At 47.8% G+C, this 25,292-nt stretch carries 32 protein-coding genes and 3 pseudogenes; 32 read left to right on the top strand and 3 right to left on the bottom strand.

The window, feature by feature from the left end:
- Positions 1 to 4 precede the first annotated feature (4 nt).
- From ACTQXY_RS11130 to ACTQXY_RS11095, 8 genes and pseudogenes are all read left to right on the top strand, one after another.
- Positions 5 to 508, top strand: a complete 504-nt coding sequence (locus ACTQXY_RS11130) for a hypothetical protein (protein ID WP_441659499.1) — start codon at positions 5 to 7, stop codon at positions 506 to 508.
- A 149-nt stretch (positions 509 to 657) separates the two neighbouring features.
- Positions 658 to 1,371, top strand: a complete 714-nt coding sequence (locus ACTQXY_RS11125) for a hypothetical protein (RefSeq protein ID WP_441659498.1) — start codon at positions 658 to 660, stop codon at positions 1,369 to 1,371.
- A 632-nt stretch (positions 1,372 to 2,003) separates the two neighbouring features.
- A pseudogene (locus ACTQXY_RS11120) lies at positions 2,004 to 2,988 on the top strand (DUF6017 domain-containing protein).
- A 21-nt stretch (positions 2,989 to 3,009) separates the two neighbouring features.
- Positions 3,010 to 3,222 (top strand): DUF5348 domain-containing protein, encoded by a 213-nt coding sequence (locus ACTQXY_RS11115; protein WP_099322272.1) that lies wholly within the window; start codon positions 3,010 to 3,012, stop codon positions 3,220 to 3,222.
- A gap of 62 nt (positions 3,223 to 3,284) precedes the next feature.
- Positions 3,285 to 3,767, top strand: a complete 483-nt coding sequence (locus ACTQXY_RS11110; RefSeq protein ID WP_441659497.1) for a DUF3801 domain-containing protein — start codon at positions 3,285 to 3,287, stop codon at positions 3,765 to 3,767.
- Positions 3,764 to 5,545, top strand: a complete 1,782-nt coding sequence (locus ACTQXY_RS11105; RefSeq protein WP_441659496.1) for a VirD4-like conjugal transfer protein, CD1115 family — start codon at positions 3,764 to 3,766, stop codon at positions 5,543 to 5,545. The genes ACTQXY_RS11110 and ACTQXY_RS11105 overlap by 4 nt, the downstream gene beginning before the upstream one ends.
- Positions 5,542 to 5,727: a hypothetical protein gene (locus tag ACTQXY_RS11100; protein ID WP_441659495.1), complete on the top strand. Its 186-nt coding sequence runs from the start codon at positions 5,542 to 5,544 to the stop codon at positions 5,725 to 5,727. Before ACTQXY_RS11105 ends, ACTQXY_RS11100 begins: the two co-directional genes overlap by 4 nt.
- 179 nt (positions 5,728 to 5,906) lie before the next feature.
- A pseudogene (locus ACTQXY_RS11095) lies at positions 5,907 to 6,035 on the top strand (Maff2 family mobile element protein); the annotation flags it as partial.
- A 154-nt stretch (positions 6,036 to 6,189) separates the two neighbouring features.
- On the opposite strand, the gene tet(40) reads toward ACTQXY_RS11095, so the two are convergent.
- Entirely contained in the window at positions 6,190 to 7,431 is a 1,242-nt protein-coding gene (gene tet(40) / locus ACTQXY_RS11090) for a tetracycline efflux MFS transporter Tet(40) (RefSeq protein ID WP_441659494.1), read from the bottom strand.
- 261 nt (positions 7,432 to 7,692) lie between these two features.
- Between tet(40) and ACTQXY_RS11085 the strand changes: the two genes are divergently transcribed.
- From ACTQXY_RS11085 to ACTQXY_RS11035, 11 genes and pseudogenes are all read left to right on the top strand, one after another.
- The gene (locus ACTQXY_RS11085) at positions 7,693 to 8,091 is read left to right on the top strand and encodes a plasmid mobilization protein (protein WP_002584975.1); all 399 of its coding nucleotides are present in this window, start codon (positions 7,693 to 7,695) and stop codon (positions 8,089 to 8,091) included.
- Entirely contained in the window at positions 8,063 to 9,688 is a 1,626-nt protein-coding gene (locus ACTQXY_RS11080) for a relaxase/mobilization nuclease domain-containing protein (protein WP_002584974.1), read from the top strand. The genes ACTQXY_RS11085 and ACTQXY_RS11080 overlap by 29 nt, the downstream gene beginning before the upstream one ends.
- Entirely contained in the window at positions 9,678 to 10,064 is a 387-nt protein-coding gene (locus ACTQXY_RS11075) for a cysteine-rich VLP domain-containing protein (protein WP_004452819.1), read from the top strand. Before ACTQXY_RS11080 ends, ACTQXY_RS11075 begins: the two co-directional genes overlap by 11 nt.
- Positions 10,065 to 10,176: 112 nt before the next feature.
- A complete protein-coding gene (locus tag ACTQXY_RS11070; RefSeq protein ID WP_074754406.1) occupies positions 10,177 to 10,929 on the top strand; it encodes a phage replisome organizer N-terminal domain-containing protein in 753 nt (250 codons plus the stop codon).
- The gene (locus ACTQXY_RS11065; protein WP_074754404.1) at positions 10,926 to 11,768 is read left to right on the top strand and encodes an ATP-binding protein; all 843 of its coding nucleotides are present in this window, start codon (positions 10,926 to 10,928) and stop codon (positions 11,766 to 11,768) included. The genes ACTQXY_RS11070 and ACTQXY_RS11065 overlap by 4 nt, the downstream gene beginning before the upstream one ends.
- Before the next feature lie 14 nt (positions 11,769 to 11,782).
- Positions 11,783 to 11,971, top strand: a complete 189-nt coding sequence (locus ACTQXY_RS11060; protein WP_020995296.1) for a transposon-encoded TnpW family protein — start codon at positions 11,783 to 11,785, stop codon at positions 11,969 to 11,971.
- A gap of 111 nt (positions 11,972 to 12,082) precedes the next feature.
- Entirely contained in the window at positions 12,083 to 13,702 is a 1,620-nt protein-coding gene (locus ACTQXY_RS11055) for a recombinase family protein (protein WP_074754402.1), read from the top strand.
- A 20-nt stretch (positions 13,703 to 13,722) separates the two neighbouring features.
- Positions 13,723 to 13,821 (top strand): annotated as a pseudogene (locus ACTQXY_RS11050) (Maff2 family mobile element protein); the annotation flags it as partial.
- 160 nt (positions 13,822 to 13,981) lie between these two features.
- Positions 13,982 to 14,254: a helix-turn-helix domain-containing protein gene (locus tag ACTQXY_RS11045; protein ID WP_002592127.1), complete on the top strand. Its 273-nt coding sequence runs from the start codon at positions 13,982 to 13,984 to the stop codon at positions 14,252 to 14,254.
- Complete coding sequence (locus ACTQXY_RS11040) at positions 14,214 to 14,591, top strand: TnpV protein (protein ID WP_253094625.1); 378 nt, start codon at positions 14,214 to 14,216, stop codon at positions 14,589 to 14,591. The genes ACTQXY_RS11045 and ACTQXY_RS11040 overlap by 41 nt, the downstream gene beginning before the upstream one ends.
- 136 nt (positions 14,592 to 14,727) lie before the next feature.
- The gene (locus tag ACTQXY_RS11035; RefSeq protein WP_441659493.1) at positions 14,728 to 15,564 is read left to right on the top strand and encodes a CPBP family glutamic-type intramembrane protease; all 837 of its coding nucleotides are present in this window, start codon (positions 14,728 to 14,730) and stop codon (positions 15,562 to 15,564) included.
- A gap of 109 nt (positions 15,565 to 15,673) precedes the next feature.
- Here ACTQXY_RS11035 and ACTQXY_RS11030 read toward each other — a convergent pair whose 3' ends face one another.
- Positions 15,674 to 16,480 carry a helix-turn-helix domain-containing protein gene (locus tag ACTQXY_RS11030; protein ID WP_441659492.1) on the bottom strand — a complete coding sequence of 269 codons (807 nt, stop codon included), beginning with the start codon at positions 16,478 to 16,480 and terminating at the stop codon, positions 15,674 to 15,676.
- A 483-nt stretch (positions 16,481 to 16,963) separates the two neighbouring features.
- Here ACTQXY_RS11030 and ACTQXY_RS11025 point away from each other — a divergent pair, with 483 nt between their 5' ends.
- The 11 genes from ACTQXY_RS11025 to ACTQXY_RS10975 all read left to right on the top strand — a co-directional run bounded on the left by ACTQXY_RS11025 (position 16,964) and on the right by ACTQXY_RS10975 (position 24,676).
- Entirely contained in the window at positions 16,964 to 17,152 is a 189-nt protein-coding gene (locus ACTQXY_RS11025; RefSeq protein ID WP_002304353.1) for a hypothetical protein, read from the top strand.
- Entirely contained in the window at positions 17,149 to 17,490 is a 342-nt protein-coding gene (locus ACTQXY_RS11020; protein WP_117554708.1) for a replication initiator protein A, read from the top strand. Before ACTQXY_RS11025 ends, ACTQXY_RS11020 begins: the two co-directional genes overlap by 4 nt.
- Positions 17,483 to 17,779 carry a DUF3847 domain-containing protein gene (locus ACTQXY_RS11015; RefSeq protein WP_441659491.1) on the top strand — a complete coding sequence of 99 codons (297 nt, stop codon included), beginning with the start codon at positions 17,483 to 17,485 and terminating at the stop codon, positions 17,777 to 17,779. Before ACTQXY_RS11020 ends, ACTQXY_RS11015 begins: the two co-directional genes overlap by 8 nt.
- Before the next feature lie 301 nt (positions 17,780 to 18,080).
- Positions 18,081 to 18,536 (top strand): hypothetical protein, encoded by a 456-nt coding sequence (locus ACTQXY_RS11010; RefSeq protein ID WP_441659490.1) that lies wholly within the window; start codon positions 18,081 to 18,083, stop codon positions 18,534 to 18,536.
- Positions 18,537 to 18,607: 71 nt separating this feature from the next.
- Positions 18,608 to 19,036, top strand: coding sequence for a hypothetical protein (locus ACTQXY_RS11005; RefSeq protein WP_441659489.1), 429 nt, complete (start codon positions 18,608 to 18,610; stop codon positions 19,034 to 19,036).
- Positions 19,037 to 19,059: 23 nt separating this feature from the next.
- The gene (locus tag ACTQXY_RS11000; protein ID WP_441659488.1) at positions 19,060 to 19,716 is read left to right on the top strand and encodes a hypothetical protein; all 657 of its coding nucleotides are present in this window, start codon (positions 19,060 to 19,062) and stop codon (positions 19,714 to 19,716) included.
- Between the two features lie 68 nt (positions 19,717 to 19,784).
- A complete protein-coding gene (locus tag ACTQXY_RS10995) occupies positions 19,785 to 20,174 on the top strand; it encodes an LptM family lipoprotein (protein ID WP_441659487.1) in 390 nt (129 codons plus the stop codon).
- Positions 20,175 to 20,221: 47 nt separating this feature from the next.
- Complete coding sequence (locus tag ACTQXY_RS10990) at positions 20,222 to 20,890, top strand: hypothetical protein (RefSeq protein WP_441659486.1); 669 nt, start codon at positions 20,222 to 20,224, stop codon at positions 20,888 to 20,890.
- A 189-nt stretch (positions 20,891 to 21,079) separates the two neighbouring features.
- Positions 21,080 to 22,660: a MobQ family relaxase gene (gene mobQ, locus ACTQXY_RS10985; RefSeq protein WP_441659485.1), complete on the top strand. Its 1,581-nt coding sequence runs from the start codon at positions 21,080 to 21,082 to the stop codon at positions 22,658 to 22,660.
- 65 nt (positions 22,661 to 22,725) lie between these two features.
- Complete coding sequence (locus tag ACTQXY_RS10980) at positions 22,726 to 23,370, top strand: CHC2 zinc finger domain-containing protein (RefSeq protein ID WP_441659484.1); 645 nt, start codon at positions 22,726 to 22,728, stop codon at positions 23,368 to 23,370.
- Positions 23,339 to 24,676 carry a VapE domain-containing protein gene (locus ACTQXY_RS10975; RefSeq protein ID WP_441659512.1) on the top strand — a complete coding sequence of 446 codons (1,338 nt, stop codon included), beginning with the start codon at positions 23,339 to 23,341 and terminating at the stop codon, positions 24,674 to 24,676. The genes ACTQXY_RS10980 and ACTQXY_RS10975 overlap by 32 nt, the downstream gene beginning before the upstream one ends.
- A 28-nt stretch (positions 24,677 to 24,704) precedes the next feature.
- On the opposite strand, the gene ACTQXY_RS10970 is transcribed toward ACTQXY_RS10975, so the two are convergent.
- Positions 24,705 to 24,944, bottom strand: coding sequence for a tweety protein (locus ACTQXY_RS10970; RefSeq protein WP_081645077.1), 240 nt, complete (start codon positions 24,942 to 24,944; stop codon positions 24,705 to 24,707).
- Here ACTQXY_RS10970 and ACTQXY_RS10965 point away from each other — a divergent pair.
- Together ACTQXY_RS10965 and ACTQXY_RS10960 are read left to right on the top strand one after the other, a co-directional pair.
- The gene (locus ACTQXY_RS10965; protein ID WP_009251541.1) at positions 24,918 to 25,115 is read left to right on the top strand and encodes a hypothetical protein; all 198 of its coding nucleotides are present in this window, start codon (positions 24,918 to 24,920) and stop codon (positions 25,113 to 25,115) included. The genes ACTQXY_RS10970 and ACTQXY_RS10965 overlap by 27 nt on opposite strands.
- Positions 25,116 to 25,292 (top strand): recombinase family protein (locus tag ACTQXY_RS10960; RefSeq protein WP_441659511.1); only part of this gene is annotated, 177 nt, incomplete at its 3' end.

The following is a 25,292-nucleotide window of genomic DNA, read 5'->3' as shown; positions in this document are numbered from 1 at the left end:
AAACATGGAAAAAGAATATCAAATAGTGACAAAGAATATACAGGATAAGAGTTTACAGAAATTAAAAAAGGTTCGCGAGAAAAACCAGTATGGCTGTTATGAGGAGAACCTGGAAGGAACATATACAGAGAGAGGGGTATACAGACTGTTTCGCAAATATGTCGATAAACAGGAATATCCTTCCTATCAAGGTTGGAAACAGGACATGCTGAAAATGGGGATTTTATTAAAAAATCCTAAAACAGAGCAGACAGTAAAAAGAAAGGCTGAGCATATAGTAACAGAAATCTGTATTTCGGTGAAGACGATTGAAGATGCCTGTAACCTTGTGAAACAAGCATATAAAGATTCCGATTTATGCTTGGGAGAACTTTTTCGGAATATAGAAATTCAGGGATTGAGCATTCAGGAAGTCGTGGAAGTATTTTCTGTATTGTATCGTGAACTAGAAAATGACAGAGTCTGTCGTGTGAATGTGGAAGAAAATTTTTTTGCATTTATATCATAGAAATTTGATGACGGTTGGGGTATGTCGGTGACATGCCCCTAAAAAATACCGTTGACAGCCAATTACGCAATAAAAAAGGCAATTTATACAAAAAACCTTGTAGTTTTACCGGGGTATATTATTCTAAAAGAAAAAGGGTGGGAATACCAATGATAAAAATTGCGATATTTTACCAAAAAGAAAGTAAGCTCCTGGATGATATCCGAAAGAAAATCCGAAAGGAAGCGTGTCAGTCAGATAACGTATATGCAATCTACGAGTATTCTACGATAGATGCTTTTCGCAAAGCAAATGAAGAAAGCCCTATGGATATTGTGTTTGTGGAAGATACTACAGATAATTGTGGACTGGCGGTCGCCAGGTATATCAGAGAGAAAGAACAAAAAACTTCTTTTTACTTTTTCGGGGAATCTGCTAATCGGGCTTTTTACGGTTATGAATATAGAACGGCATATTATTTGACGGAAAAAGAACAAGTGGAAAGTTTAAATATCTATCAGCACTTTTTCAAAAAGTATTTTCCAAGGAAAACGATTTTCCTGTTTGATCAGGGCATGGATTCTGCATGGGCTATGTGTTTGTCTGAAGTAGTTTATATTGATTTAAGAACAGGGGATATTTATACAGAAAAAGGAGAGAAAAAATCGGGTTATATACTGACAGAAAAAGTATTGGAAACAATACGAAAAAATCCCTCTTTTTTGAATGTTTCCGGGGAATATCTTGTCAATCAGGATTTTATTATAGGCGTGGTTGGACTGATAATTCATTTGTATCAAAATAAGAGAATTTTATGCAAAGAAAAGGAGATAGATACGCTTAAAGCTTTTCTTTGGAATATGGGACAGAAAGAAATTTTATAAGAAACATCACACATACAATATATAGAAAAATGGATTGTAAAATACTATATATTGTGTTATTATAATAACGAATATATTTTTACAAATGGAAAGATTTGTAGTTAGTATTTCATTTTGGCAGAAGCCAAAAGCAGTATTTTAAGGAATATCCTAAGAAATATAAAGAGAGACATGAAAAATCGTATGGTTTTTTGTGTCTTTTTTTGTATGTAAAAAAGAAAGGAGGAAAAATTTAGTTTTTTTTGAAAAATTAGTTGATTATCCCGCCAAACCCTTGATTTACGGGCATTTTCAGAGGATTGTAGGTTGAATTTACTACTGATTTACTACAAACGGGCAGAGCTTTGATATGCTGCTGCAATCCTTTGATACTAACACCCCGTCGCTGATGAACAGCGGATAGGCACATCAAAACAGAATAAAGAAACCGCAAAAGCGGCGTTTCTCACTCCCATAAGGGAGAACAGGAACGCCGCTATTTTTATGCCCTCATGTTACGCAGTAGGGGCAAAAAAGCCTTGATTTATCGGGCTTACAGAACGCAAAACAGAGGAAGCAAGGAAAAGATACCTTACCCCTCAAAATCCGCGTTCTACTGCGTAACAAATCCACAGCAAAGGAGCCAATACACTATGGCAGTTTTCAGAGTAGAACGAAACAAAGGTTATACCGTAATGAGCAACCACCACTTACGCAACAAGGACTTGACCTTAAAGGCAAAGGGGCTGCTTTCGCAAATGCTCTCACTTCCCGAAGATTGGGACTATACCCTTGCAGGGCTTTCCCGTATCAACCGGGAGAAAATCGACGCTATCCGCGAAGCTGTCCGAGAACTTGAAAAAGCCGGATATATCCAGCGTTCAAGAGAACGCGACGAGAAAGGACGCTTGCGTGGTGCTGATTACATCATCTATGAGCAACCGCCTGTCTTGGATTTACCTACATTGGAAAATCCAACATTGGAAAAACCTACGCAGGAAAATCCTATGTTGGAAAAACCTACGTTGGAAAATCCAATGCAATTAAATAAAGAGATACAAAGAACTGACTTACCAAAAAAAGAAAAATCAAATACGGATTTATTAAATACCCATTCCATTCCTATCCTTTCCCCTAACCCCTCTCCTTTGGAGGACGAAGCGGCAGAGCCGCCGGAAAGGAAGCGAAAGGAAGCGAAAGGAAGCGAATGACGCATACAAAATCTATGAGGAAATCATCAAGGATAATATCGAGTATGAGCATTTCATCAAGCATACGGATATTGACAAAGACCGCTTGGACGAGATTGTTTCTATCATGCTTGAAACGGTATGCACAAGGAGAAAGACAATCCGTATCGCCGGGGACGACTACCCGGCAGAGCTTGTCAAGGCAAAGTTTATGAAGCTCAACAGCAGCCACATTGAGTTTGTCTTTGACTGTATGCGTGAGAACACCACCAAAATCCGCAACATCAAGCAGTATCTAAAAGCGGTGCTGTTCAATGCACCGAATACCATTGACAGCTATTACACCGCCCTTGTCGCTCACGACATGGCAAGCGGCGCGCTTGCACCACAAAAGCCGAAGTACGGCGACCCCGATTATTATTCCTGCAACGAGGGCGAAAGCCTGTAAAACCAAAAGGAGGACGATTTTATGAAACAGGGAGCTTTGATTTTTGACGAAACCGCCGACCGTTACGACATTCGCTTTGACCTTGCCGAGTATTACGGCGGGCTTGACTGCGGCGACTGTATGGAAGTATTCACAGGCGGCAAATGGAAGCCTGCCCGTATGGAGTACGGGGACAACTGGTATCTGGTGGGTATCCGAGCCGAGGACTTAAACGGCTTACTGGTGCGGATTTGACGGGCGGCATGAAAACGGCTGCCCTTTCTTTTTGCTACATGACCGAGAAAGGAGGACGGTAAATGCAAGAGGAAGTCAACGAAAAAGTGATTGCCCTGTCTATCAAGGGAACAAAGCTGACCGCCGAGCTGCTTCAAAAATCCATGAAATTCCTGCTCTCCCAAATCAAGAAGCAGACCACAAAAGCCATGCAGCCGCGCGGCAAGCAGACCTTAAAGCAACTGATGAAGCAGAACGCGGGCGTTTCCAATATCGAAATCACAGACGGGAACATCAAAGCCTTTGAGAGTACCGCGAAGAAATACGGGATAGACTTTGCCCTAAAAAAAGACACGACGGAGCAGCCGCCCCGGTATCTTGTGTTTTTCAAGGGGCGGGACGCAGATGTTTTGACCGCAGCTTTCAAGGAATTTTCCCAAAAGAAGCTGAACACGCGGGAAAAGCCCTCTATCCGGCAGACCATAACCGCCATGAAAGAAAAGGCGGCAGCAAAGAACGCCGAGCGCGGCAAGCTGAAAAACAAGGAAAGGGGGATTGATTTATGAAGCCGGAAATCAAAAAGCTGCTTATCCTAAACGCCCCGTATCTCCTGTTCGTCTATCTCTTTGATAAAATCGGACAGGCGGTGCGCCTTTCTCCGGGACTGGATATGTCGGAAAAGGTGCTGCACCTTGGGGACGGCTTTGCAGCCGCCTTTCAAAGTGCAATGCCGAGCCTTGTTCCGTTAGATTTACTGATAGGCATTGTGGGCGCGGCGGTTATCCGTCTGCTTGTATATGTCAAAGGCAAGAACGCGAAGAAATACCGCAAAGGCATGGAGTACGGTTCCGCCCGTTGGGGCGGCGCACAGGATATAAAGCCCTATGTTGACCCCGTATTTCAAAACAACATCATTCTGACGCAGACCGAACGGCTGATGATGAGCAGCCGCCCGAAGCAGCCTAAATATGCAAGGAACAAAAACGTCCTTGTTATCGGCGGTTCCGGCAGCGGCAAGACAAGGTTTTTCGTAAAACCAAACCTTATGCAAATGCACAGCAGTTACGTTGTTACCGACCCCAAAGGCACCGTCCTTGTGGAGTGTGGCAGGCTCTTAAAGCGCGGCGGCTACAAGATAAAGGTTTTGAATACGATTAACTTCAAAAAAAGCATGAAATATAACCCGTTCGCGTATATCCGCAGCGAAAAGGATATTTTGAAACTGGTAAATACCATTATCGCAAACACCAAAGGCGACGGGGAAAAATCCGGGGAAGATTTTTGGGTGAAAGCGGAACGGCTCTTTTACTGCGCCCTTATCGGCTACATCTGGTATGAAGCCCCGGAGGAAGAAAAGAACTTCACAACGCTTCTTGAAATGATAAATGCGTCGGAAGCCCGCGAGGACGACGAGGAATTTCAATCCCCCGTTGACCTCATGTTTGAACGCTTGGAAGAAAAAGACCCGGAACACTTTGCCGTCAAACAGTATAAGAAATACAAACTTGCGGCGGGCAAGACCGCAAAATCAATCCTCATTTCCTGCGGCGCAAGGTTAGCCCCGTTCGACATTAAGGAACTGCGCGAGCTTATGGAAACCGACGAAATGGAACTTGATACCATAGGCGACCGTAAAACGGCATTGTTCGTTATCATTTCCGATACGGACGACACCTTTAATTTTGTCGTATCTATCCTTTACACGCAGCTTTTCAACCTGTTATGCGATAAAGCCGACGACGTGTACGGCGGGCGGCTGCCCGTCCATGTGCGCTGTCTGCTTGACGAGTTTGCGAACATCGGGCAGATACCGAAGTTTGAAAAGCTCATTGCCACCATAAGGAGCCGGGAAATCTCCGCTTCTATCATTCTGCAATCGCAAAGCCAATTAAAGGCAATCTACAAGGACAACGCCGATACCATAGTCGGAAACTGCGACACGACGCTTTTCTTGGGCGGCAAGGAGAAAACGACCCTCAAAGAAATGTCGGAAATCTTGGGGAAAGAAACCATTGACAGCTTCAACACGTCCGAAACCCGCGGGCGCGAGCTGTCCCATGGGCTGAACTTCCAAAAGTTAGGAAAAGAGCTGATGACACAGGACGAAATCGCCGTTATGGACGGCGGCAAGTGTATCTTACAGGTGCGCGGCGTTCGCCCGTTTTTCTCTGATAAGTACGATATAACGAAGCACCCGAACTACAAGTATCTGTCTGACTTTGATAAGAAAAACGCCTTTGATATGGAAAAGGAACTGAAACGCCGCCCCGCTATCGTCAAACCCGATGAAGTCTTTGACTATTACGAGGTTGACGCGGCAGCTTTACAGGAGGAAACGCCATGAATAAGCGTATCAGAAAGAAAATCGCCAAACGGCAGATTGCCGAAGCCATACAGGGGCTTGTCGATTTTGCATACAATCAAAAACGGCAGCAAGAAGAAATCATACAGCAGCTTGCAGAAGCCTTTGGACGCTACTATGAGCAGAAACGCGGAAAGGAGGAATTGACGCAATCCCCAATGTGAACATGGGCTATGAGGTGCGCGCCCCTACCAAAAGCGCACTTCTTACAACAGAATAACGAAACGCCGGGAACTATCCGGCAGCACAGGCGGCAGTCAAAGGGACTACCGCTATTTTTTTACCCAAAACACAACAATCAAAATTTTTACAGCCGCAACACGCGGCAGAAAGTGAGGTATATATGGAATTTTTCAATAGTGCTATCGAAGTATTACAGACCCTTGTTATTGCCCTTGGTGCGGGGCTTGGCATTTGGGGCGTTATCAATCTCCTTGAGGGGTACGGAAACGACAATCCGGGCGCGAATGCTCATGTACGGTAAAGTATCACAAGAAAATTATGTCGAATTGACAGCCGCCTCCGCTATACCGAATAAGGAAATAAAGAGTCCTCAAATTTTGCGCTACTAAATGAAGACGAGCGGAAGTAATCTCCCGCTCGTCAGTAAACTTAACTATGCCATATCAATCCCGCTTCTTTCCCGCCACCGGCACTAAGAACAGCGCGGGCAACAGCAGGAAAGCGGTACAGACCAGCCCCCAGGGTATGGACACCTGCTGGGCTACCAGCCCCACAATAGGCCCGCCGATGATCTGCCCGAAAGAGTCCAGCTGTCCGCTGGTGGAAAAGACTGTGGCGCGCATTTTCTCATCCACATGGTCGTTCATCCAGGCGGCCAGCACAGGCTCCTTGATGGTGCGCATAAGCCCCGCCAGCAGGAACACCAACAACATGAACCAAAAGCTCCGCCCCACCGCGAAGAGAACCAGGCACAGGATATACCCGGCGCTGGTGGACATGACCACACTGGTTCGGCTGACAGTCCCTTTTTTCTCCATGCGGGCGATGAGCAACTGAGAAGCCAGAATACCTAAGCCGCTGCCGATAAGACTGATAACACCGAACCAAGTGACGCTGTTCAGCGGCCCGATAACGGGTATTACCGTGTCATCCAGAAAATGAGCGGTGGAGAGCCGGTCAAAGCCTTCACTGGCAAGTCCCCCGCATAGTGTGATTGCTAAGAGCGCCAGCAACACAGGTGCGCCTTTCACAAAGCCCAGGTTGAGCTTGAACAGGCAGACAAAGTCTTTAAGCAAGCCCTGCCGTTCCTCAATAGCAGGGGAGAAGTTGGTTTCTGGCATGATGCGAACCAACACCAGCCCCAACAACAAGCACAAACTGCCCCCCAAGATGACAGGCATTTGCAGGTTTATGTTTCCCAGCAGTGTGCCCAGCACCACGCCCAGAACGCCGCCGATTTGCCCCATTTGACTGCCCCGCAGGAACACCTTGTCTATGGGTTTGTCCTCTTCCTCCGAGGCAATCCACGCCTCCAGAGCGCCGGTGATGAAGGTATCACCGCAACCCCAGACAACCTGGGCCAGCAGAACCGGCGCGAACCACGGTAGCGCACCCTCCATCAGAAAGCCCAGGCCGTAGAGGAACATTCCAATCAGCACCGAGCGCCGACGGCTATACAAATCCGCCACCACACCGGTGGGTATCTCGAACAGAAAGCAGGAGGTCTCCAGAACCGTCCCTACCAGGACAAGCTGGAAAGCATCCAGCTGCACCACCTCCAGGTGGTACACGATGGAAAGCACTGTGGACATAGAAACCGCCAGGGAAAAGACAAATCGGAACAGCAGGTAGACAGAATATGCCTTTGAATTTTTAGCAAAGTTTCTGTTTTTGCAGTTTGCCATATGAATACCTCCGATACTGAAATTAGAACAACATGGCTGTTCTTCTTCGCGATATTATAGCAAATGGGCTTTGTGTTGTCAATGTAAAGAGAAGCGAGAGCGAGAGCGAGAGCAAGTTTCTACCACGGTGCCAAAATCCGCAATTCTGCGGTTTTGCCCCTCGCGGGAAACTTGTTGGGGAGTGCCTTCCCCAAACCCTGCTATGCGGCTTGCGCCGCTTATCCCCGCCGCGCTCATGCGGCAAGAAAGGAGGTCACGACCATGCGAAAAAAATACAACACACCCCACCGCAGCCGCGTTGTGAAAACCCGGCTGACCGAAGATGAATACGCCGACTTCACAGCGCGGCTTGCGCCCTATGGTATCAGCCAGTCGGAATTTCTCCGGCAGGCGATCCGGCGTACCACCATACGCCCCGTACTCCATGTGTCGTCGGTCAATGACGAACTGCTCTCCGCTGTCGGGAAGCTCGCAGCCGAGTACGGCAGGATCGGCGGCAACCTCAACCAGATTGCCCGGTATCTGAACGAGTACGGCGCGCCCTATCATGCGTTGTCCGGCGAGGTACGCGCCGCCATAGCCGACCTTGCCGCCCTCAAGTATGAAGTCTTAAAGAAAGTAGGTGACGCGGTTGGCAACACTCAAACATATCAACTCTAAAAACGCCGACTACGGAGCCGCCGAACAATACCTGCTCTTTGAGCATGACGAATTTACCATGAAGCCCGTCCTTGATGAAACCGGCAGGCTTATCCCCCGCGAGGACTACCGGCTGTCTACGCTGAACTGCGGCGGGGAGGATTTTGCCGTTGCGTGTATGCGGGCCAATCTCCGCTATGAGAAAAACCAGCGGCGGGAAGATGTGAAAAGCCACCACTACATCATCAGCTTTGACCCGCGGGACGGGCCGGACAACGGCCTGACCGTAGACCGGGCGCAGGCGTTGGGGGAGCAATTCTGTAAAGAACATTTCCCCGGCCACCAAGCCCTTGTCTGCACCCACCCGGACGGGCATAACCACAGCGGCAACATTCATGTGCATATCGTCATAAACAGCCTGCGGATTGAGGAAGTGCCGTTCCTGCCCTACATGGACAGGCCAGCCGACACGAAAGCCGGCTGCAAGCACCGATGTACCGACGCTGCCCTGCGCTACTTCAAATCCGAAGTCATGGAGATGTGCCACCGGGAGGGGCTTTACCAAATCGACCTCTTGAACGGCAGCAAGAACCGCATCACCGACCGGGAGTATTGGGCGCAGAAAAAGGGACAAGCCGCGCTGGACAAGCAGAACGCCCCCATGATTGCCGATGGTATCACGCCCCGGCAGACCAAGTTTGAAACGAACAAGGAAAAGCTGCGGCAGACCATACGGAAAGCCCTTGCCACCGCCGCCAGCTTTGACGAGTTTTCCTCTCTGCTGCTGCGGGAGGGTGTGACCGTCAAGGAGAGCCGGGGGCGGCTGTCCTATCTCACGCCGGACAGGACAAAGCCCATCACCGCCCGGAAGCTGGGCGACGATTTTGACCGCACCGCCGTCCTTGCCGTTTTGGAGCAGAATGCCGCCAGAGCCATAGAAAAGGCCGCAGCCATACCTGAATACCCCTGGCAGGAGAAACGCGGCATACAGCCCGCAAAAGCCCCTCAAACCGCCCCCAAACAGGACGGAGTGCAGCGGCTTGTGGACATTGAGCAGAAAATGGCCGAGGGCAAAGGCCGGGGCTATGAACGCTGGGCGAAGATACACAATCTGAAGCAGGCCGCCAAAACGCTGTCCGTCTACCAGCAGTACGGCTTTACTTCCCCGGAGCAGTTAGAAGCCGCCGTTGATACCGCCTATGCGGAAATGCGCCAGACCAGCGGCGAACTGAAAGCACTGGAAACCAAGCTGCAAGGGAAAAAGGAGTTGCAGCGGCAGGTGTTGGCCTACGCCCAGACCAAGCCCGCCCGCGACGGGTTGAAAGCGCAGAAATCCGAGAAAGCCCGCGCCGCATACCGGCAGGCCCATGAGAGCGATTTTATCATAGCCGACGCAGCCGCCCGGTATTTCAAGGCGCATGGCATTACCAAGCTGCCCGCCCGGAAAGCGTTGCAGGCCGAGATCGAGCAGCTTATCTCCGAGAAAGACGGCCTGTATAACACCTATCACGAACAGAAGCAGCGGTTCAAGGAGTTGCAGACCGTCAAGCGGAATATCAACCAGATTTTGCGCCGGGACGAGCCGCACCGCAGAAAGGAGCAGAGCCATGAGCGATAACCTGCCCCGCATGGACTACCGCCAGCACCGGCGGGCGCGGCGGCTGGTACATGAGTGCTGTAACTACGACGAGGGGAACTGCCTGCTGTTAGACGACGGGGAGCCTTGCGTGTGCGTCCAGAGCATTTCCCTTTCCCTCATGTGCCGCTGGTTCCGTGTGGCTGTCCTGCCCCTTGACGGGGAGCTGTCCGCAGCCCTCTTATACCGGGGGAGCCGGAAACGGTGTGCCGTCTGCGGAGCGGCCTTTGTCCCCAAATCCAACCGGGGGAAATACTGCCCCGACTGCGCCGGGCGCATGAAGAAAATCCGCGCCGCCGAGAGAAAGCGGAAACAAAGGCAGAGATGTCACGCTTTAGAGCCTTTCAAACCCGCATAAATCAAGGCTTTTTTCGTGGGTGTCAAAGGGTACGCGATACATTTATCCTTTTCCCCCGGAAACGGCGTTCTAAATGCGTACAAACACCCCAAATCCACCCAAAGGAGGAACCATGTCAGACAACCGAAAATACTACTACCTCAAGCTGAAAGAGAATTACTTTGACGAGGACGCCATTGTGCTGCTGGAAAGTATGCAGGACGGTATCCTCTATTCCAACATCCTCTTGAAACTGTACCTGAAATCGCTGAAAAACGGCGGGAAGTTGCAGCTTGATGAAAATATCCCCTACACCGCGCAGATGATTGCCACCATTACCCGTCAGCAAGTCGGCACCGTAGAACGGGCCTTGCAGATTTTTATGAAGCTGGGGCTTGTGGAGCCGTTACAGAACGGCGCACTGTATATGAGCAACATTGAACTACTGATCGGCCAATCCTCTACCGAGGGGGAGCGAAAACGGCGGGCAAGGCTGGCTTTGCAGGAGCAGAAAGCCTTGCCAAAGGCCGGGGCGGACAAATGTCCACCATATCAAGCGGACATTTGTCCGCCAGAGATAGAGATAGAGAAAGAGATAGAAAAAGAGAGAGAGCGAGAGTTAGATACGGGACAACCCGCCCGCGCCGCCTATGGCCGGTATGAAAATGTTTTTCTTTCGCAATCGGAACTGGACGGGCTGAAAGCAGACCTGCCCGGCAAATGGGACTATTACATTGACCGGCTATCCTGCCATATCGCGTCCAGCGGCAAGCGATACAAGAGCCATGCCGCCACCATCTACAAATGGGCGCAGGAGGACGCAACTAAGAAAGCCCCGAAAAAGGGCATACCAGACTACTCATGCAAGGAGGGCGAGAGTTTATGAAGAACGAAATCAACGCTGTTTTGGAGAATATGACGGCCACCACCCCGGAGCCGGAGGACTACACCGGCGAGGACGGTTTGCTGTACTGCGGCAAGTGCCGCAAGCCGAAAGAAGCCTATTTTGCGCCGGATAAGGCCGCTATCTTCGGGCGCGACCGCCACCCGGCAGAGTGCGACTGCCAGAAAACCGCCCGCGAGGAACGGGAAGCCGCCGAAAAGCGGCGCAGGCACCTTGACACCGTGGAAGAACTGAAACGCCGGGGCTTTACCGACCCCGCCATGCGGGACTGGACTTTCGAGAATGACAACGGCAGGAACCCGCAGGCCGGGCTTGCCCGCCGGTATGTGGAGCATTGGGAGGATATGCGGACAGACAATATCGGCTGCCTGTTCTGGGGCGGCGTAGGAACCGGGAAAAGCTACCTTGCGGGCTGTATCGCAAACGCCCTCATGGAGAAAGAAATCCCCGTCCACATGACGAACTTTGCCCTGATCCTCAATGACCTTGCCGCCAGCTTTGAGGGGCGCAACGAGTACATTTCCCGCCTTTGCCGCTATCCGCTGCTGATCCTTGACGACTTTGGCATGGAACGCGGCACCGACTACGGGCTGGAACAGGTTTTCAATGTGATTGACAGCCGTTACCGCAGCGGCAAGCCGCTGATCGTCACGACCAACCTCACGCTGGACGACCTGCGAAACCCGGAGGACACCGCCCATTCCCGGATTTATGACCGGCTGCTTTCCATGTGCGTCCCGGTACGCTTTACCGGCGACAACTTCCGGCAGGAAACCGCCAAGCGGAAAATGGAGAGCATGAAGAAACTGATTACCGACTGAAAGGAGTATTGCCTATGGCAGATAACAAGCAGCACGACACCCGCACCGCCCGCCGCCCCGACTGCGTGACGGAAATCCGCATGGGCAATTCCGTCCTTGTCGTGTCCGGCTATTTCAAGAAAGATACCACGACCACCGCCGCCGACAAAATGGCGCGGGTACTGGAAGCGGAAGCCGCTGCTACGCAAAAACCGGCAATTTGACCGACTGTAAAGAAGCAAATTTAACGCTTTTGCCGCTGTACAGCCCCCGCTGTTCCGTGGTACAATGAAACCACGGAATAGTGGGGCTGGCTGTCGGAAACGGAGGATTTTATGTTAAGACAAGCCACCCAAAACCTCATTACCGCCCTTTATCCGAGATTGTCCCATGAGGACGAGCTGCAAGGCGAGAGTAATTCCATATCGAACCAAAAAAGGATACTCGAAACCTACGCAAAACAGAACGGCTTTACCAATCTGCGCTGGTACACCGACGACGGTTATTCCGGCGCGAACTTCCAGCGGCCCGGATTTCAAGCCATGCTTGCGGACATTGAAGCCGGGAAAGTTGGTACGGTCATTGTCAAGGACATGAGCCGGTTAGGGCGAAACTACTTGCAGGTAGGGTTTTACACGGAAATGCTGTTCCCTCAAAAGGGCGTGCGTTTTATCGCTGTCAACGACAATGTGGACAGCGCAAACGGCGGCATGGACAATGATTTTACCCCTCTGCGAAATCTGTTCAACGAATGGCTGGTGAGAGATACGAGCAAGAAAATCAAGGCAGTTAAAAGAGCAAAAGGCATGAGCGGCAAGCCCGTTACCAGCAAGCCGGTGTATGGCTACCTCATGGACGAGGACGAGAACTATATCGTTGACGAGGAAACCGCGCCGGTTGTCCAGCAGATTTACCAGCTTTGCCTTGCGGGGAACGGCCCGACCAAGATTGCCCGTATGCTGACGGAACAGCAAATCCCCACGCCGGGGACGCTGGAATACCGCAGGACAGGCAGCACACGCCGCTACCACCCCGGCTATGAGTGTAAATGGGCGACGAACACCGTCGTTCATATCCTCGAAAACCGGGAGTACACCGGCTGTCTGGTAAACTTCAAGACGGAAAAGCCCTCTTACAAGACCAAGCACAGCGTAGAAAATCCCATTGAGAAGCAGGCCATTTTTGAGAACCACCATGAGCCGATTATTGACACGGAAACATGGGAGCGTGTGCAGGAGTTACGCAAGCAGCGCAAACGCCCGAACCGCTATGACGAAGTGGGGCTGTTCTCTGGTATGCTGTTCTGCGCCGACTGCGGCCATGTGATGTACCAGCAGCGGTATCAGAACAAGAACCGCAAGCAGGACTGTTACATCTGCGGCAGCTACAAGAAGCGCACCCGCGACTGTACGGCGCACTTTATCCGCACCGACCTGCTGACCGCCGGTGTCCTCTCCAATCTCCGGCAAGTGACGGAGTATGCTGCCAGGCACGAGAGCCGTTTTGTAAAGCTGCTGATCCAGCAGAACGAAATCGGCGGCAAGAGAAAGACCGCCGCAGCCACCAAGCAGCTTGAACAGGCGCAGGAGCGGATTGCCGAAGTGAGCCGCATTATCAAGCGGCTGTATGAGGACAATGTGAACGGCAAAATCAGCGACGAGCGTTTCATGGAACTGTCGGCAGACTATGAGCAGGAGCAGCGGGAACTGAAAGACCGCACCGCCGCATTGCAGGCGGAACTGGACAAGTCGCAGGCGGCCACCGTTAACGCCGAGAAATTCATGGGGATTGTCCGCAAGCACCTTGCCTTTGAGGAATTGACACCCACCCTCTTGCGGGAAATGATTGAGAAAATCGTCGTGCATGAGTGCAGCTATGACGAGAACGGCACCCGCAGGCAGGACATTGAGATTTATTACAGCTTTGTCGGCAAAATTGACTTGCCCGAAGCCTAACGCCCGACCTATCCGACACAATGGCCAAGTGCCGGATAGGAACGGCAAAATTTTTTACACTTCTATTACTTCTTTATCGCACATCAGCAAAATCACAGGGCATGAAGCAGTTCATGGCTAATTAAAGGGAACAAAAGAAAGGAAAAGCACAATCCAGACGGTATCAGCGGCAGGATACAAGAATAAATTGTGATTACACAAGATTGGTGCTATAATAAGAGAAAAGTTCCTGCCGGGGCAGCCGCCCCGGTGGTATGGATAGAAAGGCAGGAAAACAATATGCACATCAGCTATAAACCACTCTGGCATACACTGTTAGAGCGTGATATGAGAAAAGAAGATTTAAGGCTTGCCGCCGGTATGACAACGAATATGATTGCCAACATGAGCAAAGAGGGAAAGCACATCAGCATGGACACATTAGCCCGTATCTGCGAAACGCTGAATTGTGAGATTACCGATGTGATTGAGTTAGTACCAGACGAGCCTGCTTCCACAGGAGGTAAGGAACATGAGCGAATTGAAACCAAGAATAACAGAAAACGGAATTGATTATATCCTTGTTGGGGATTACTACATCCCGGATTTGAAGCTGCCGGAAGAACACCGCCCTATTGGAAAGTATGGACGGCTACACCGGGAATATTTAAGAGAAGTCCACCCAGCCAGATTGAACACATTGATATTGACCGGAGAGCTATGGACATATCTTGCAGACCTGAACGAACAGGCACAGGAACGGTTAGACACCATCATGGAACAGATGAAAGCTGCCGAGGGCGTGACCGAAGAATTAAAGCGTACCCATCAAATGGAATGGGTGCAGCGTTGCAATAACATTCACAACCGGGCAGAAGAAATTATTTTGCATGAGATGATTTATTCATAACGGTGTGATAGAATGATTATGACAAATCGGAATTGACCGAGCTGAAAGCGAGGGATACTTCTTGTCCGTAGGGCAAGAAGGTGGAAGTGGAAAAATCCTAATTTAGTAATTTGCGAGAACAAAGAGGAGAAGTTTTATGGATAAATTTAGAAAGCATCCAGTGATAGTTTGCTGGCTAATTTTTATGATATGTGCTGCGGCAAGAATAGTTGAATATTTTTTTATAAGAACTGACGAATCGTTCTTGTCAGAGAACTTTATCCATAAGTTATTTGGGATTTTTCTTTTATTTATTATTCTTCCTATTTCAAAAATGAAGTGGAAAGACATTGGATTTGTAAATGAATATGCAATTGGAAATTGCGGAAAAGGAATTTTATTAGGCAGCGTTTGTTTTGCTGTTGCATACGGAATTGAGTGTTTGATATTGTACATTACAAATCAAAATGTGGAACTGGAATTCTATGCAAGCGGCTTTTCTCTGAGTGGCGAAACGGAAAAGCAGACAGGTGTATTTTTTGTGCTGATATGCATTGTTTTTAATATGATAAACGTATGGATGGAAGAAGGAGTTTTCAGAGGGATTTTTGCTAAATTTCTTGAAAGTATATCATACATAAAAGCAGTTTTTTTTATTGCATTCCTATTCGGCGTGTGGCATTGGGTAATGCCGTTTCGTGACTACATAGAAGGAAAATCATCATTGTCAACCCTTTTGATTATGGGAATTGGATATATAGTTTTGGCAGGCATCATGAGTATTAAATGGTCCTTATTATATAAGTTGACAGGCTCATTGTGGATGGGACTTGGAGACCATTTGTTCAATAATGTAATTGTCACTAATCTCGTTCATGTTATATCAAATAATGAAGCAGATAGTATGCAAATAGTGAGAATTTTGATTGGTCAGCTTATTTCATTTATAATAGTATTGTTATTTTATATAATGAACAATAAACGGACGAGTTGATAAGATACACCACAACTTTCAGCTTGTCGTTCTGAAAATTTAACTGAATACCCACAGCACAAACCGCTGCTACATGGAAGCCAACAAACCATGCAACAGCGGTTTTTCTTTACCGTTTTTTCCTCTGACTGATAGGCGTTCCCATTTTCTTTGATTTTTTGAGAATCCGAATGAGCCAGCGAAATTCTTCATCTGACAGATTTTTATAGTTGATACCAAGCTGCTTGCAGTAAAGAACAACCAGCTTTTCATCCCGGCTGCCCTTGAAATTTTCGACCGCTTCCAGATTTTCTTTCAGTTCATCGGCAACGGTGGTCTGGGGCGCACTCTCACTGTCCTTTTTGTGGTTTTCCCGAATATCCCGGATAATAAGGTTGAGGTCATCCAGAACCATGTGGCTGAAATATTCATCATCACTGATATGGGCAGCTTGCAGCACCTTCAAATGGGGGTCATCTTCGCCGGGGCGATACCGTTCAATGATTTCATGCCGGACGCTATCGACAAGAGCGTTGAGATTTTGAATCTGCATGGTGGCAATCCCATCCACATAAATCTCAATATCCGCAAGAAACTTGATAAAGTCCTTATGAGTGGCAAGCTCACAGAGCAGACGGTTGTTAATCCGACCGCTTTTCAGAAGTGCCACCATCTCATCATTCAAATGCAGCTCTGTTAGTGGCGTGTTGATCTGCTCCCGGTTCTCTGTCCGGCACAGCAGATAATCAACGGAAACCCTATAGAAGTCTGCCAGCGTGATAAGGTTGCCATGATTGATTTCCTTATAATCCTCTTTCTCATAACTTCCAAGAGCTGATTTGGAAATACCCGTCAGCTCTGATAATTCTTCCAGATTTAAGCCTTTGTCTTTGCGGAGTTCCCAAAGGCGTTCCTGTATGCTTGTTGTTCCTTTCATGGGCACACGCTCCTTTCCGGCGGTTTCATTGCTGCCGCTTAACTGGATTATATCACACTTTCCGCAATCGTGGAAATTTCTGATTTTTACCCCTAATTCCTACTTTGTGGACATACGGCATAGGGCACAAAAATGTTCTATGATACAGGTAGTTCATCGATGGATTATTCCAATCGAATGACCAGCCTGTGTGGGATATGCTTCCCCGGCGATGTAGCGTCATGACTTTTGGCAGGGATATGGAGGAACCCTGACCAAAACGAGCGTACCAAAGGGAGCGATACGCCGCTGTGAGATTCAGGGGAGGAACGACACCGGGGAGAACTGGCGAACTGACACCGAAATGATACCGAAACACGACAATCTGATAGGGGGATAGTCTACCCTATCGCTGATACTTCGGGAGATTTTAGGCGGCTCTATGGCTGTAATTTTGCCGAAAATCGCCCCGAAACCATACACGAAAACGGGAGGAAACACAATATGCCGAGAATGAGCAAAAAGAGGAAGCATGAGCTTTCCTTTTACCTCAATGACCGGGGGCGTGTCACTTACAACGAATTGTGCCGGAAATGCCAGCATGGGTGCAAGCAGAGCTTCCGGGCGGTTGTGATTGACTGCCCCCGTTATTTATCCAAACGAGCAAAGAAAAAGGAGGAACACACCGAATGAATTTTGAATTTATGACGATAGACACACCATTGCCGCCCTGTATGCCATTGCCCAGAGCGTTGACAGGATTTCCAGTCAGCAGCACCGCAAAGGTCATGTACTGCCGGATGCTGGACGCTATGCTATCCAAAGGGCAGGAGGACGAAAACGGAATCCTCTTTGTCTGCTTCCCTGTCACAGCCATTGCCGCAGTCCTGTCCCGCAGCTCCATGACGGTCAAGCGTTCTTTGAATGAACTGGAAACCGCCGGGCTTATCATGCGGGTGCGTCAGGGCGTTGGAGAACCAAACCGGATTTATGTGCTGATACCGGGAAAGGAGGACGCTGCCCTTGCCTGAGACCTCAAAGCTGGAAAAACTCAACTGGGAGCTGGAGAAAAGCGAAAAGAAGCTGCGGAAAGCCATCAATGATGAAAAGGCATTGCAGCACCAGTTGAAGCAGCTTACCCGAAAGGAACGGACGCACCGGCTCTGTACTCGTGGCGGTATGCTGGAAAGTTTTCTGCAAGAACCGGAACGCCTGACCGATGATGATGTCATGCTGCTGTTGAAACTCATTTTTCACAGGCAGGACACGCAGGAACTATTGAAAAAACTGCTGGAACGGGAGAAGCCGGAAACCCCTTAGTTTACTAAGGGCGCAATTATACACCACCCAGAGGTTGGCGCATTGCGTTCTCCGAAGGCTCCTCGCCGAAGGGCTGTGATTTTCCGCAGTCATGGTCTGCTCTAAATCAAACAGGGGACGCTACGCTTCCCCTGCGCTGGCTGCCGCCAGCTACCCTTTTGTGGACTTGCCATCTGGGGACACCTTGCGTTGCAAGCTGTCTCCAGCCGACAAGTTTTATAAAATACGCTATCTTTTTAATAGGCAATACAGTATAATAAAATTAGTAACAAATCAGGAATTGCCAAGGGAGCGTGATGGTGTGAAAAAATTAGTAATACTAGTCATAGTGCTAATTTGTGTTCTTGCTTTAGCTGTCTGTAATAACAGTGAGGAAAAGAATATTAACTTCCCATTCGATGTCGGAGATGTTGAAAATATTGAAATGTATCACTATACAGGAGCACCTGTATCAGCAGAAAAAAAAGTAGTTGTTGATGAAAGTAGTATAAAAGTTCTGTATGATATGTTCGAGGGATTATTATTGAAAGAAAAGAAGGTTAAAGAAAACATAGGAGCAAATGTGACCAGTTTTAGATTTAACCTCTCAGATGGGACAAACTACGAACTGATTTATATCTGCAATGGAGTTAAGAACGGTAATCTGAAATCTTCCACAGGTAATTTTGAATACTTTACAAGTGCAGATATTGGTTCTTATTGGAATGACATTGAACTTGAAACGGTTTCTGTTGAAGAAAAAGAGCTACCCAAGTAAACTGACAATTTTTCATTTATCAAGGAGTTAGGCAGAACAAGAAATTAGGTTTGACAGAGGAGTGTGATTGTATGGGCGAAATTAGTTTGCAGATGATAGACTGTCATATATCTTCACACTGGTGGCAAGAACTTGTGAAATATTTTGTCCATGTTGGTAATAGTTTGGAAATAAGATGTTGGAAAGAGGAAAGTGAAGAAATACAACAAGCATTACAATACGGAAATCTTACGGAAGCTAATTATGAAGGTTCTATTAAAGGCATAGTTACAAAAGAATTTTTAACAGAACTATTATCAGAAAATCCACAAGACAAAAGCATATACAACAAAATGACAAAATATTTCACAATCAATGTTGATAGTGGACAGCGTAGATTTTGCAGTGCTCATTATGGCACAGAAATATATCTAATGGGTGTTTCTGATGACGATATTACTTTTTTCAAAAATGCAATGAGAGCATATACAGAAGATGATTTTAGTATCGCAAGATACTAACAATTTGAATTTTGGAGATGACTATGAACAAATTTTTAAATGATATAAGGAGTGTAGGAAATCCTATATCTGTTAATAGAAAAATTATAAATACCATAATTATATTGTCCCTTGGAATAGCTTTGGGGACATTTTCAAAATTTTTGGATTTCCGTCAAGCCGAACTTCCAAGTGTGCTTATGGCGATAGATAGCGTATTGGATGTTCATAATTTTCTTGGGCGTTTTGCAATTTGGGTATTGATCGCATTGTGTATTTCTATTTATAGTAATTCTGCAATGAGAGCAAGCGTTAATGTTTTTGTATTTTTTATCGGTATGGTTACAAGTTACTATTTGTATTCAAACTATATCGCAGGTTTTTTCCCAAGAAGCTACGCTATGATTTGGTTTGGCTTTACCATTATTTCTCCCTTTTTGGCATTTGTCTGTTGGTATGCGAAAGGGAAAAGCAAACCGGCATTTATGCTATCAATATTGATTTTAGCAGTATTGTTTAACATGGTTTTTGTATATGGATGGGGATATTTCAAAGCGCTCTCTGTTTTAGAATTTGCAGTTTTTATTATTGGACTTATTGTTTTGAGGAGAGACACACTGAGGAGTTCTGTGCTAATGGGAACAATTAGCACAATTCTTGCATTTTTACTTGATATGGTTATTCCATTCCATTTTGGATAAACAACGTTCCCATTTATCATGGAGTTAAGCAGAACAAGAAATTAGAAATTGTAAAGGAGTGTGGTTGTATGAAAAAATTGATAATATTTGTTTTCTCATTGGTTTGTGTTTTTATGTTGGCAGGCTGTGGGAAGAAAGATAACTATAAGATAAGTATTACCGTACCTGCTGGAAGTACAGAAGCTTTTGTTTATTCAGACGAAGAAATATCAGCAACAGGCAAAAAGATTACTATTTCATCTGGTGAGGGATTAGACGATACAGAAGTTCTTTTATCACCAGTCAATGAAAATGTTGAAACTGGATATGTATCAACGTATCTAACTCGTGGAATGCCTGTTGAGTTTGATGCAGTACAGGGTGAATGGTTCAAAATTGGTGTATCCATGCAAAACGATACTGATACAGACAAAACAGTTTATGTTGAAGTCGAAGGTGTCGAAGTAAGAATTGAGTAAATTCTGGTTTATAGAGTTAAAAAATATAAGTTAAGGAGGCATGTATTATGAAAAAAGTAATCTATCTGCTTGTATTATGTATGGTGCTAGGAATGGCTGGATGTGGAACGAATCAAGAAAATAAAGAACCTGTGTCTGGAAATGTGTCCGTAGAAACAGAAAATAAAGAAAATGATGATGTAGTACAAAACGAGCAAACAGCAGATACTGGCTCATATCCTCCATGTGTTATGGTTGATGGTGTTATATATAAAGACACAGGATATGTAGCGTCAATGCCTGGTTGTGGAACAATGGATGGGGAAATTGTGTCAACAGTGGCAGGGACAGAGTTACCATCTGAAAATAATCAATCTAATTTCGGAAGCGGATATCATTATCAAAGGAGTTCTGAAGGTCAGCTCATAGTAGTCATTGATGACGAACGAATCATATTTAGAGATATTGAAAAAGATGATACGTCTATTCCAATGGAGGTTATCAATTTTAATGCAAAAGTAAAAGAAATTACCGATGATGGAGAACTTCTTGTAACGCATGTGAGTACAGCAGAAGGCTTTTGTCAGATGAATGAGGGGGAGTATTATGTATCGGCAGAAAATTTAGTGGAAGATGTTCAGGTGGGAGATATCGTTACAATATGGTTTAATGGAATGATTCAAGAAACAGACCCTGCACAATTGGGGGTAGTTTATAGAATCATTAAAACACAATAATTAGCCAAATTCCGGTTTTTCAGCTTCACATCGGGTCAACTTGCCCTGAACTTTTACAATTAAATACCCACCGCCCACATAGCGGCACACCGAGCAGGAAATCTGAAAAGGTCTCCTGCTTTTTTTCTGCCCAAAATGAGGTGGTAAAACGCCACCTCATCTACTAATTACCGAAAGGAGGGACACGAAATGCCCTGTCCACACAACGAAATTTCTATCATACAGCGAAGCCAACAACAGTCTGCGGTTGCCGCCGCTGCTTACCAAAGCGGCGAAAAACTGTTCTGTGAATACGACCAGCAAGTGAAGCACTACCCGGAAAAGCGTGGTATCGTCCATAATGAAATCCTGCTTCCGGCAAACGCCCCACCAGAGTATGCAGACCGCAATACCCTATGGAACGCCGTCGAAGCGGTGGAAAAGCAATGGAACTCCCAGCTTGCAAGGCGATGGGTGCTTACTATCCCAAGAGAGATACCGCCCAACCAGTACGCTGTCCTTGTCCGGGAGTTCTGTCAGCAGCAATTTGTTTCCAAAGGCATGATTGTTGACTTTGCTATCCATGACCCATATCCGCCGGGACACAATCCCCACTCCCATGTCATGCTGACCATGCGGGCAATGGACGAACATGGGAAATGGCTTGCTAAGAGCCGCAAGGTTTATGACCTTGACGAGAATGGGGAACGGATAAAACTTCCGTCCGGCAGGTGGAAAAGCCATAAGGAAGATACCGTTGACTGGAACGACCAGAAGTATTGTGAAATCTGGCGGCATGAGTGGGAAGTCATCCAGAACCGCTATCTGGAAGCCAATGACCGCCCGGAGCGTGTGGACTTGCGTTCCTATGCCAGACAGGGGCTTGATATTATCCCTACTGTCCATGAGGGGGCTGCTGTCCGTCAGATGGAAAAGCGTGGTATTCAGACGAATATCGGCAGCCTGAACCGGGAAATCAGAGCCGCCAACCGCCTGATGAAGTCCATCCGGCAGCTTATCCAAAACCTCAAAGGCTGGATTACCGAGCTGGGAGAAAAACGGAAAGAACTGCTTGCACAAAAGGCGGCGGAAGAAGCGACACTTCTTCCCAATCTACTGATGAAATATATGGAGATACGAAAGGAAGAACGGAAAGACTGGACGAGGGCTGGACAAAACCGGGGGACTTCCAAGGACTTAAAGGCAGTCAGCGAAGCATTGTCCTATCTCCGGCGAAAGGGGCTTTCCACCGTAGAGGATTTGGAAGCATTTCTGGAATCTTCCGGGAAATCAGCCGCAGATTACCGCAATCAGATGAAGCCAAAGGAAACCCGCAGCAAAGTGATTGACGGGATTCTTGCCAGCCGGACAGACTGCAAGGAATGTAAGCCTGTCTATGAGAAGTACCAGAAGATATTTTTCAAGAAAACAAAGGAGAAATTCAAGCAGGAACACCCGGAGGTTGCCCGGTATGAGAAAGCCGCCGCCTACCTTGCTAAGCACCCGGACGATAAGGATAGCACCCAAAAGGAACTACAACAGGAGCAGGAAACGCTTCTCAGCGAAATCGCAGAGCTGAAAGTACAGCTGACCGAGGTGCAGGCTGATTTGAAGAAGCTGCGGGACATCCGCTACTGGGTACGGAAAGCCACACCCGGCACAGAGGAAAGCAAAGAGCCGCCCAAGAAGCAGCCCATCAAGGAAGTCTTGCAGGATAAGGCAGACGAGAAAAAAGCACAAAGAACCGCCCCAGCACAGACGAAACACAGACAACAGGATATGGAACTTTAACAGGCACTTGCCATTTTCAGTCAGAGAATGTCAGGTGCTTTTCTTTTTTTCAAGGAGGGATAGATTTGAATGTATTTGAAGCTGTGAAGCAGTCCGTCACAACAAGACAGGCTGCGGAGCATTATGGAATCCATGTAGGTCGGAACGGGATGGCTTGCTGCCCGTTCCATAACGATAAAACCCCAAGTATGAAGCTGGATCGGCGTTACCACTGCTTCGGCTGCGGTGCGGATGGGGATGTGATTGATTTTGCCGTCGCCCTGTATGGGCTGGGAAAGAAAGAAGCCGCCGTACAACTGGCACAGGACTTCGGGCTTTCCTATGAGGACTGGAAGCCGCCGGGAAAGGCAAAAAAGCCCAAGCCCCGGCAGAAATCCCCGGAGGAACAGTTTCAGGAAGCAAAGAACCGCTGCTTTTGTATTCTTGCCGATTATCTTCATTTGCTTATGGCATGGAGAACGGACTACGCCCCACACTCCCCGGAGGAAGCCTTTCATCCCCGGTTTGTGGAAGCCTTACAGAAGCAAGACCAAGTGGAATATCTGCTGGATGTGCTGCTCTTTGGGGAAACGGAGGAAAAAGCGGCTTTGATTACGGACTACGGAAAGGATGTGATACAGCTTGAACAGCGAATGGCAGAGCTTGCAGCCGCAGACGCAGCAAGAACTAAAAAACACCATGAACGCCATGCAGCCACCCCAGAGCATTGAGGAAATCAAGGCGGGACTGGAAACTACCGAGAAAGGCGGTGTCCGTCAGAGCATACGGAACTGCCTGACCGTATTCCAGCGTGACCCGCTGCTTTCCGGGGCTATCGCATACAACATCCTGACCGACCACAAGGACATCATAAGGCCCATCGGCTTCCATAGGGAAAGCACAGCCCTGAACGATACGGACATGAAGTATCTGCTTCTTTATCTGGAAGAAACCTACGGGCTTACCAATGAGAAAAAGATTGATAACGCCATCGGGATTGTGGCAAATGAAAACAAGTACCATCCCATCCGGGACTATCTCAATACCCTTGTGTGGGACGGTACAGAACGAATCCGTTTCTGCCTGCGGCACTTTCTGGGGGCTGACGCAGACGATTACACCTATGAAGCGTTGAAGCTGTTCCTGATGGGCGCTATTTCACGAGCCTTTCAGCCGGGGTGCAAGTTTGAAATCATGCTCTGTCTGGTAGGCGGTCAGGGGGTTGGCAAGTCCACTTTCTTCCGTCTGCTGGCAGTCCGGGACGAGTGGTTCTCCGATGATTTGCGGAAGCTGGACGATGACAATGTGTACCGCAAGCTGCAAGGTCACTGGATTATCGAAATGTCGGAAATGATGGCAACCGCCAACGCCAAGAGCATTGAGGAAATCAAGTCGTTTTTAAGTCGGCAGAAAGAGGTCTACAAGATACCCTATGAAACCCATCCGGCAGACCGCCCCCGTCAGTGCGTGTTTGGCGGCACTTCCAATGCCCTTGACTTCCTGCCCCTTGACCGTTCCGGCAACCGCCGCTTTATCCCGGTCATGGTGTACCCGGAGCAAGCCGAGGTTCACATTTTGGAGGACGAAGCCGCTTCCAGAGCCTATATCGGGCAGATGTGGGCGGAAGCAATGGAGATTTACCGAAGCGGCAGGTTCAAGCTGGCGTTCAGCCCCGCCATGCAGCGGTATCTCAAAGAACACCAGCGGGATTTTATGCCGGAGGACACCAAAGCCGGAATGATACAGGCGTATCTTGATAAGTACACCGGGAGCATGGTCTGCTCCAAGCAGCTTTACAAGGAAGCCTTGAACCATGCCTTTGACGAGCCGAAGCAATGGGAAATCCGGGAAATCAACGAGATTATGAACCAGTGCATTTCCGGCTGGCGGTACTTCCCGAACCCAAGAATGTTTTCAGAATATGGCAGACAAAAGGGCTGGGAGCGTGAAAACCCGGCAACGGACTCCGGCAACCCGTCTGAAAAAACGATGGACGGTTTTGTGGAGGTCACAGAACAGATGGAGCTTCCATTCTGAGAATGACAGCCCGTTGCACCTCCTGTTGCTATCCCGTTGCCGAGCCGGTTGCCGGGGAAAATCCCTTATTTCCGGGCTTTTCTCCCTTATAACAACCAAAACAACAGAAAAATAAAAGAAAAGTATAAATAGTAAGTAGTGCCAGATTGAGATTGTTTGCAAGGTCTTTTGAAGCCCGTTGCCGGACTTCGTTGCCGACACCCTCTGTCTGGCTATTTTCATGTATGGAGGATAACTGCCTATGGCAAAAAACAAAACAGAGATTCATGTGACTACTGTGTTTGACGGAGAACTGGACGCCACTGATGTGTTCGTCAGCCTGATTTCCCAGAAATACGGAAAGATAAATACGAAAGAATATCTTGCTAAAAAGAAAGATATGGGCTATAATGAAGATGAGGTTCAAAAGAGCCAGATACCGTCTGGATTGTGTGGGTAAATGGCTATGATGAACGAAATGGAATACAGAACAATCGGAAAGGCACTTGCCGGGGGCTATCGTGCGGCGGTCTATTGCAGGCTGTCAAAGGACGATGACCTGCAAGGCGAAAGTGCCAGTATCGCAAACCAGCGTGATATGCTGGAAAAATACTGCGAAAAGCAGGGATGGGAGGTT

Source organism: Faecalimonas sp. LCP19S3_D12 (assembly GCF_052121495.1).
GTDB lineage: Bacteria > Bacillota > Clostridia > Lachnospirales > Lachnospiraceae > Faecalimonas.
The sequence above is the reverse complement of the archived record's forward strand: the minus strand, read 5'-3'. Positions and strand labels throughout refer to the sequence as shown.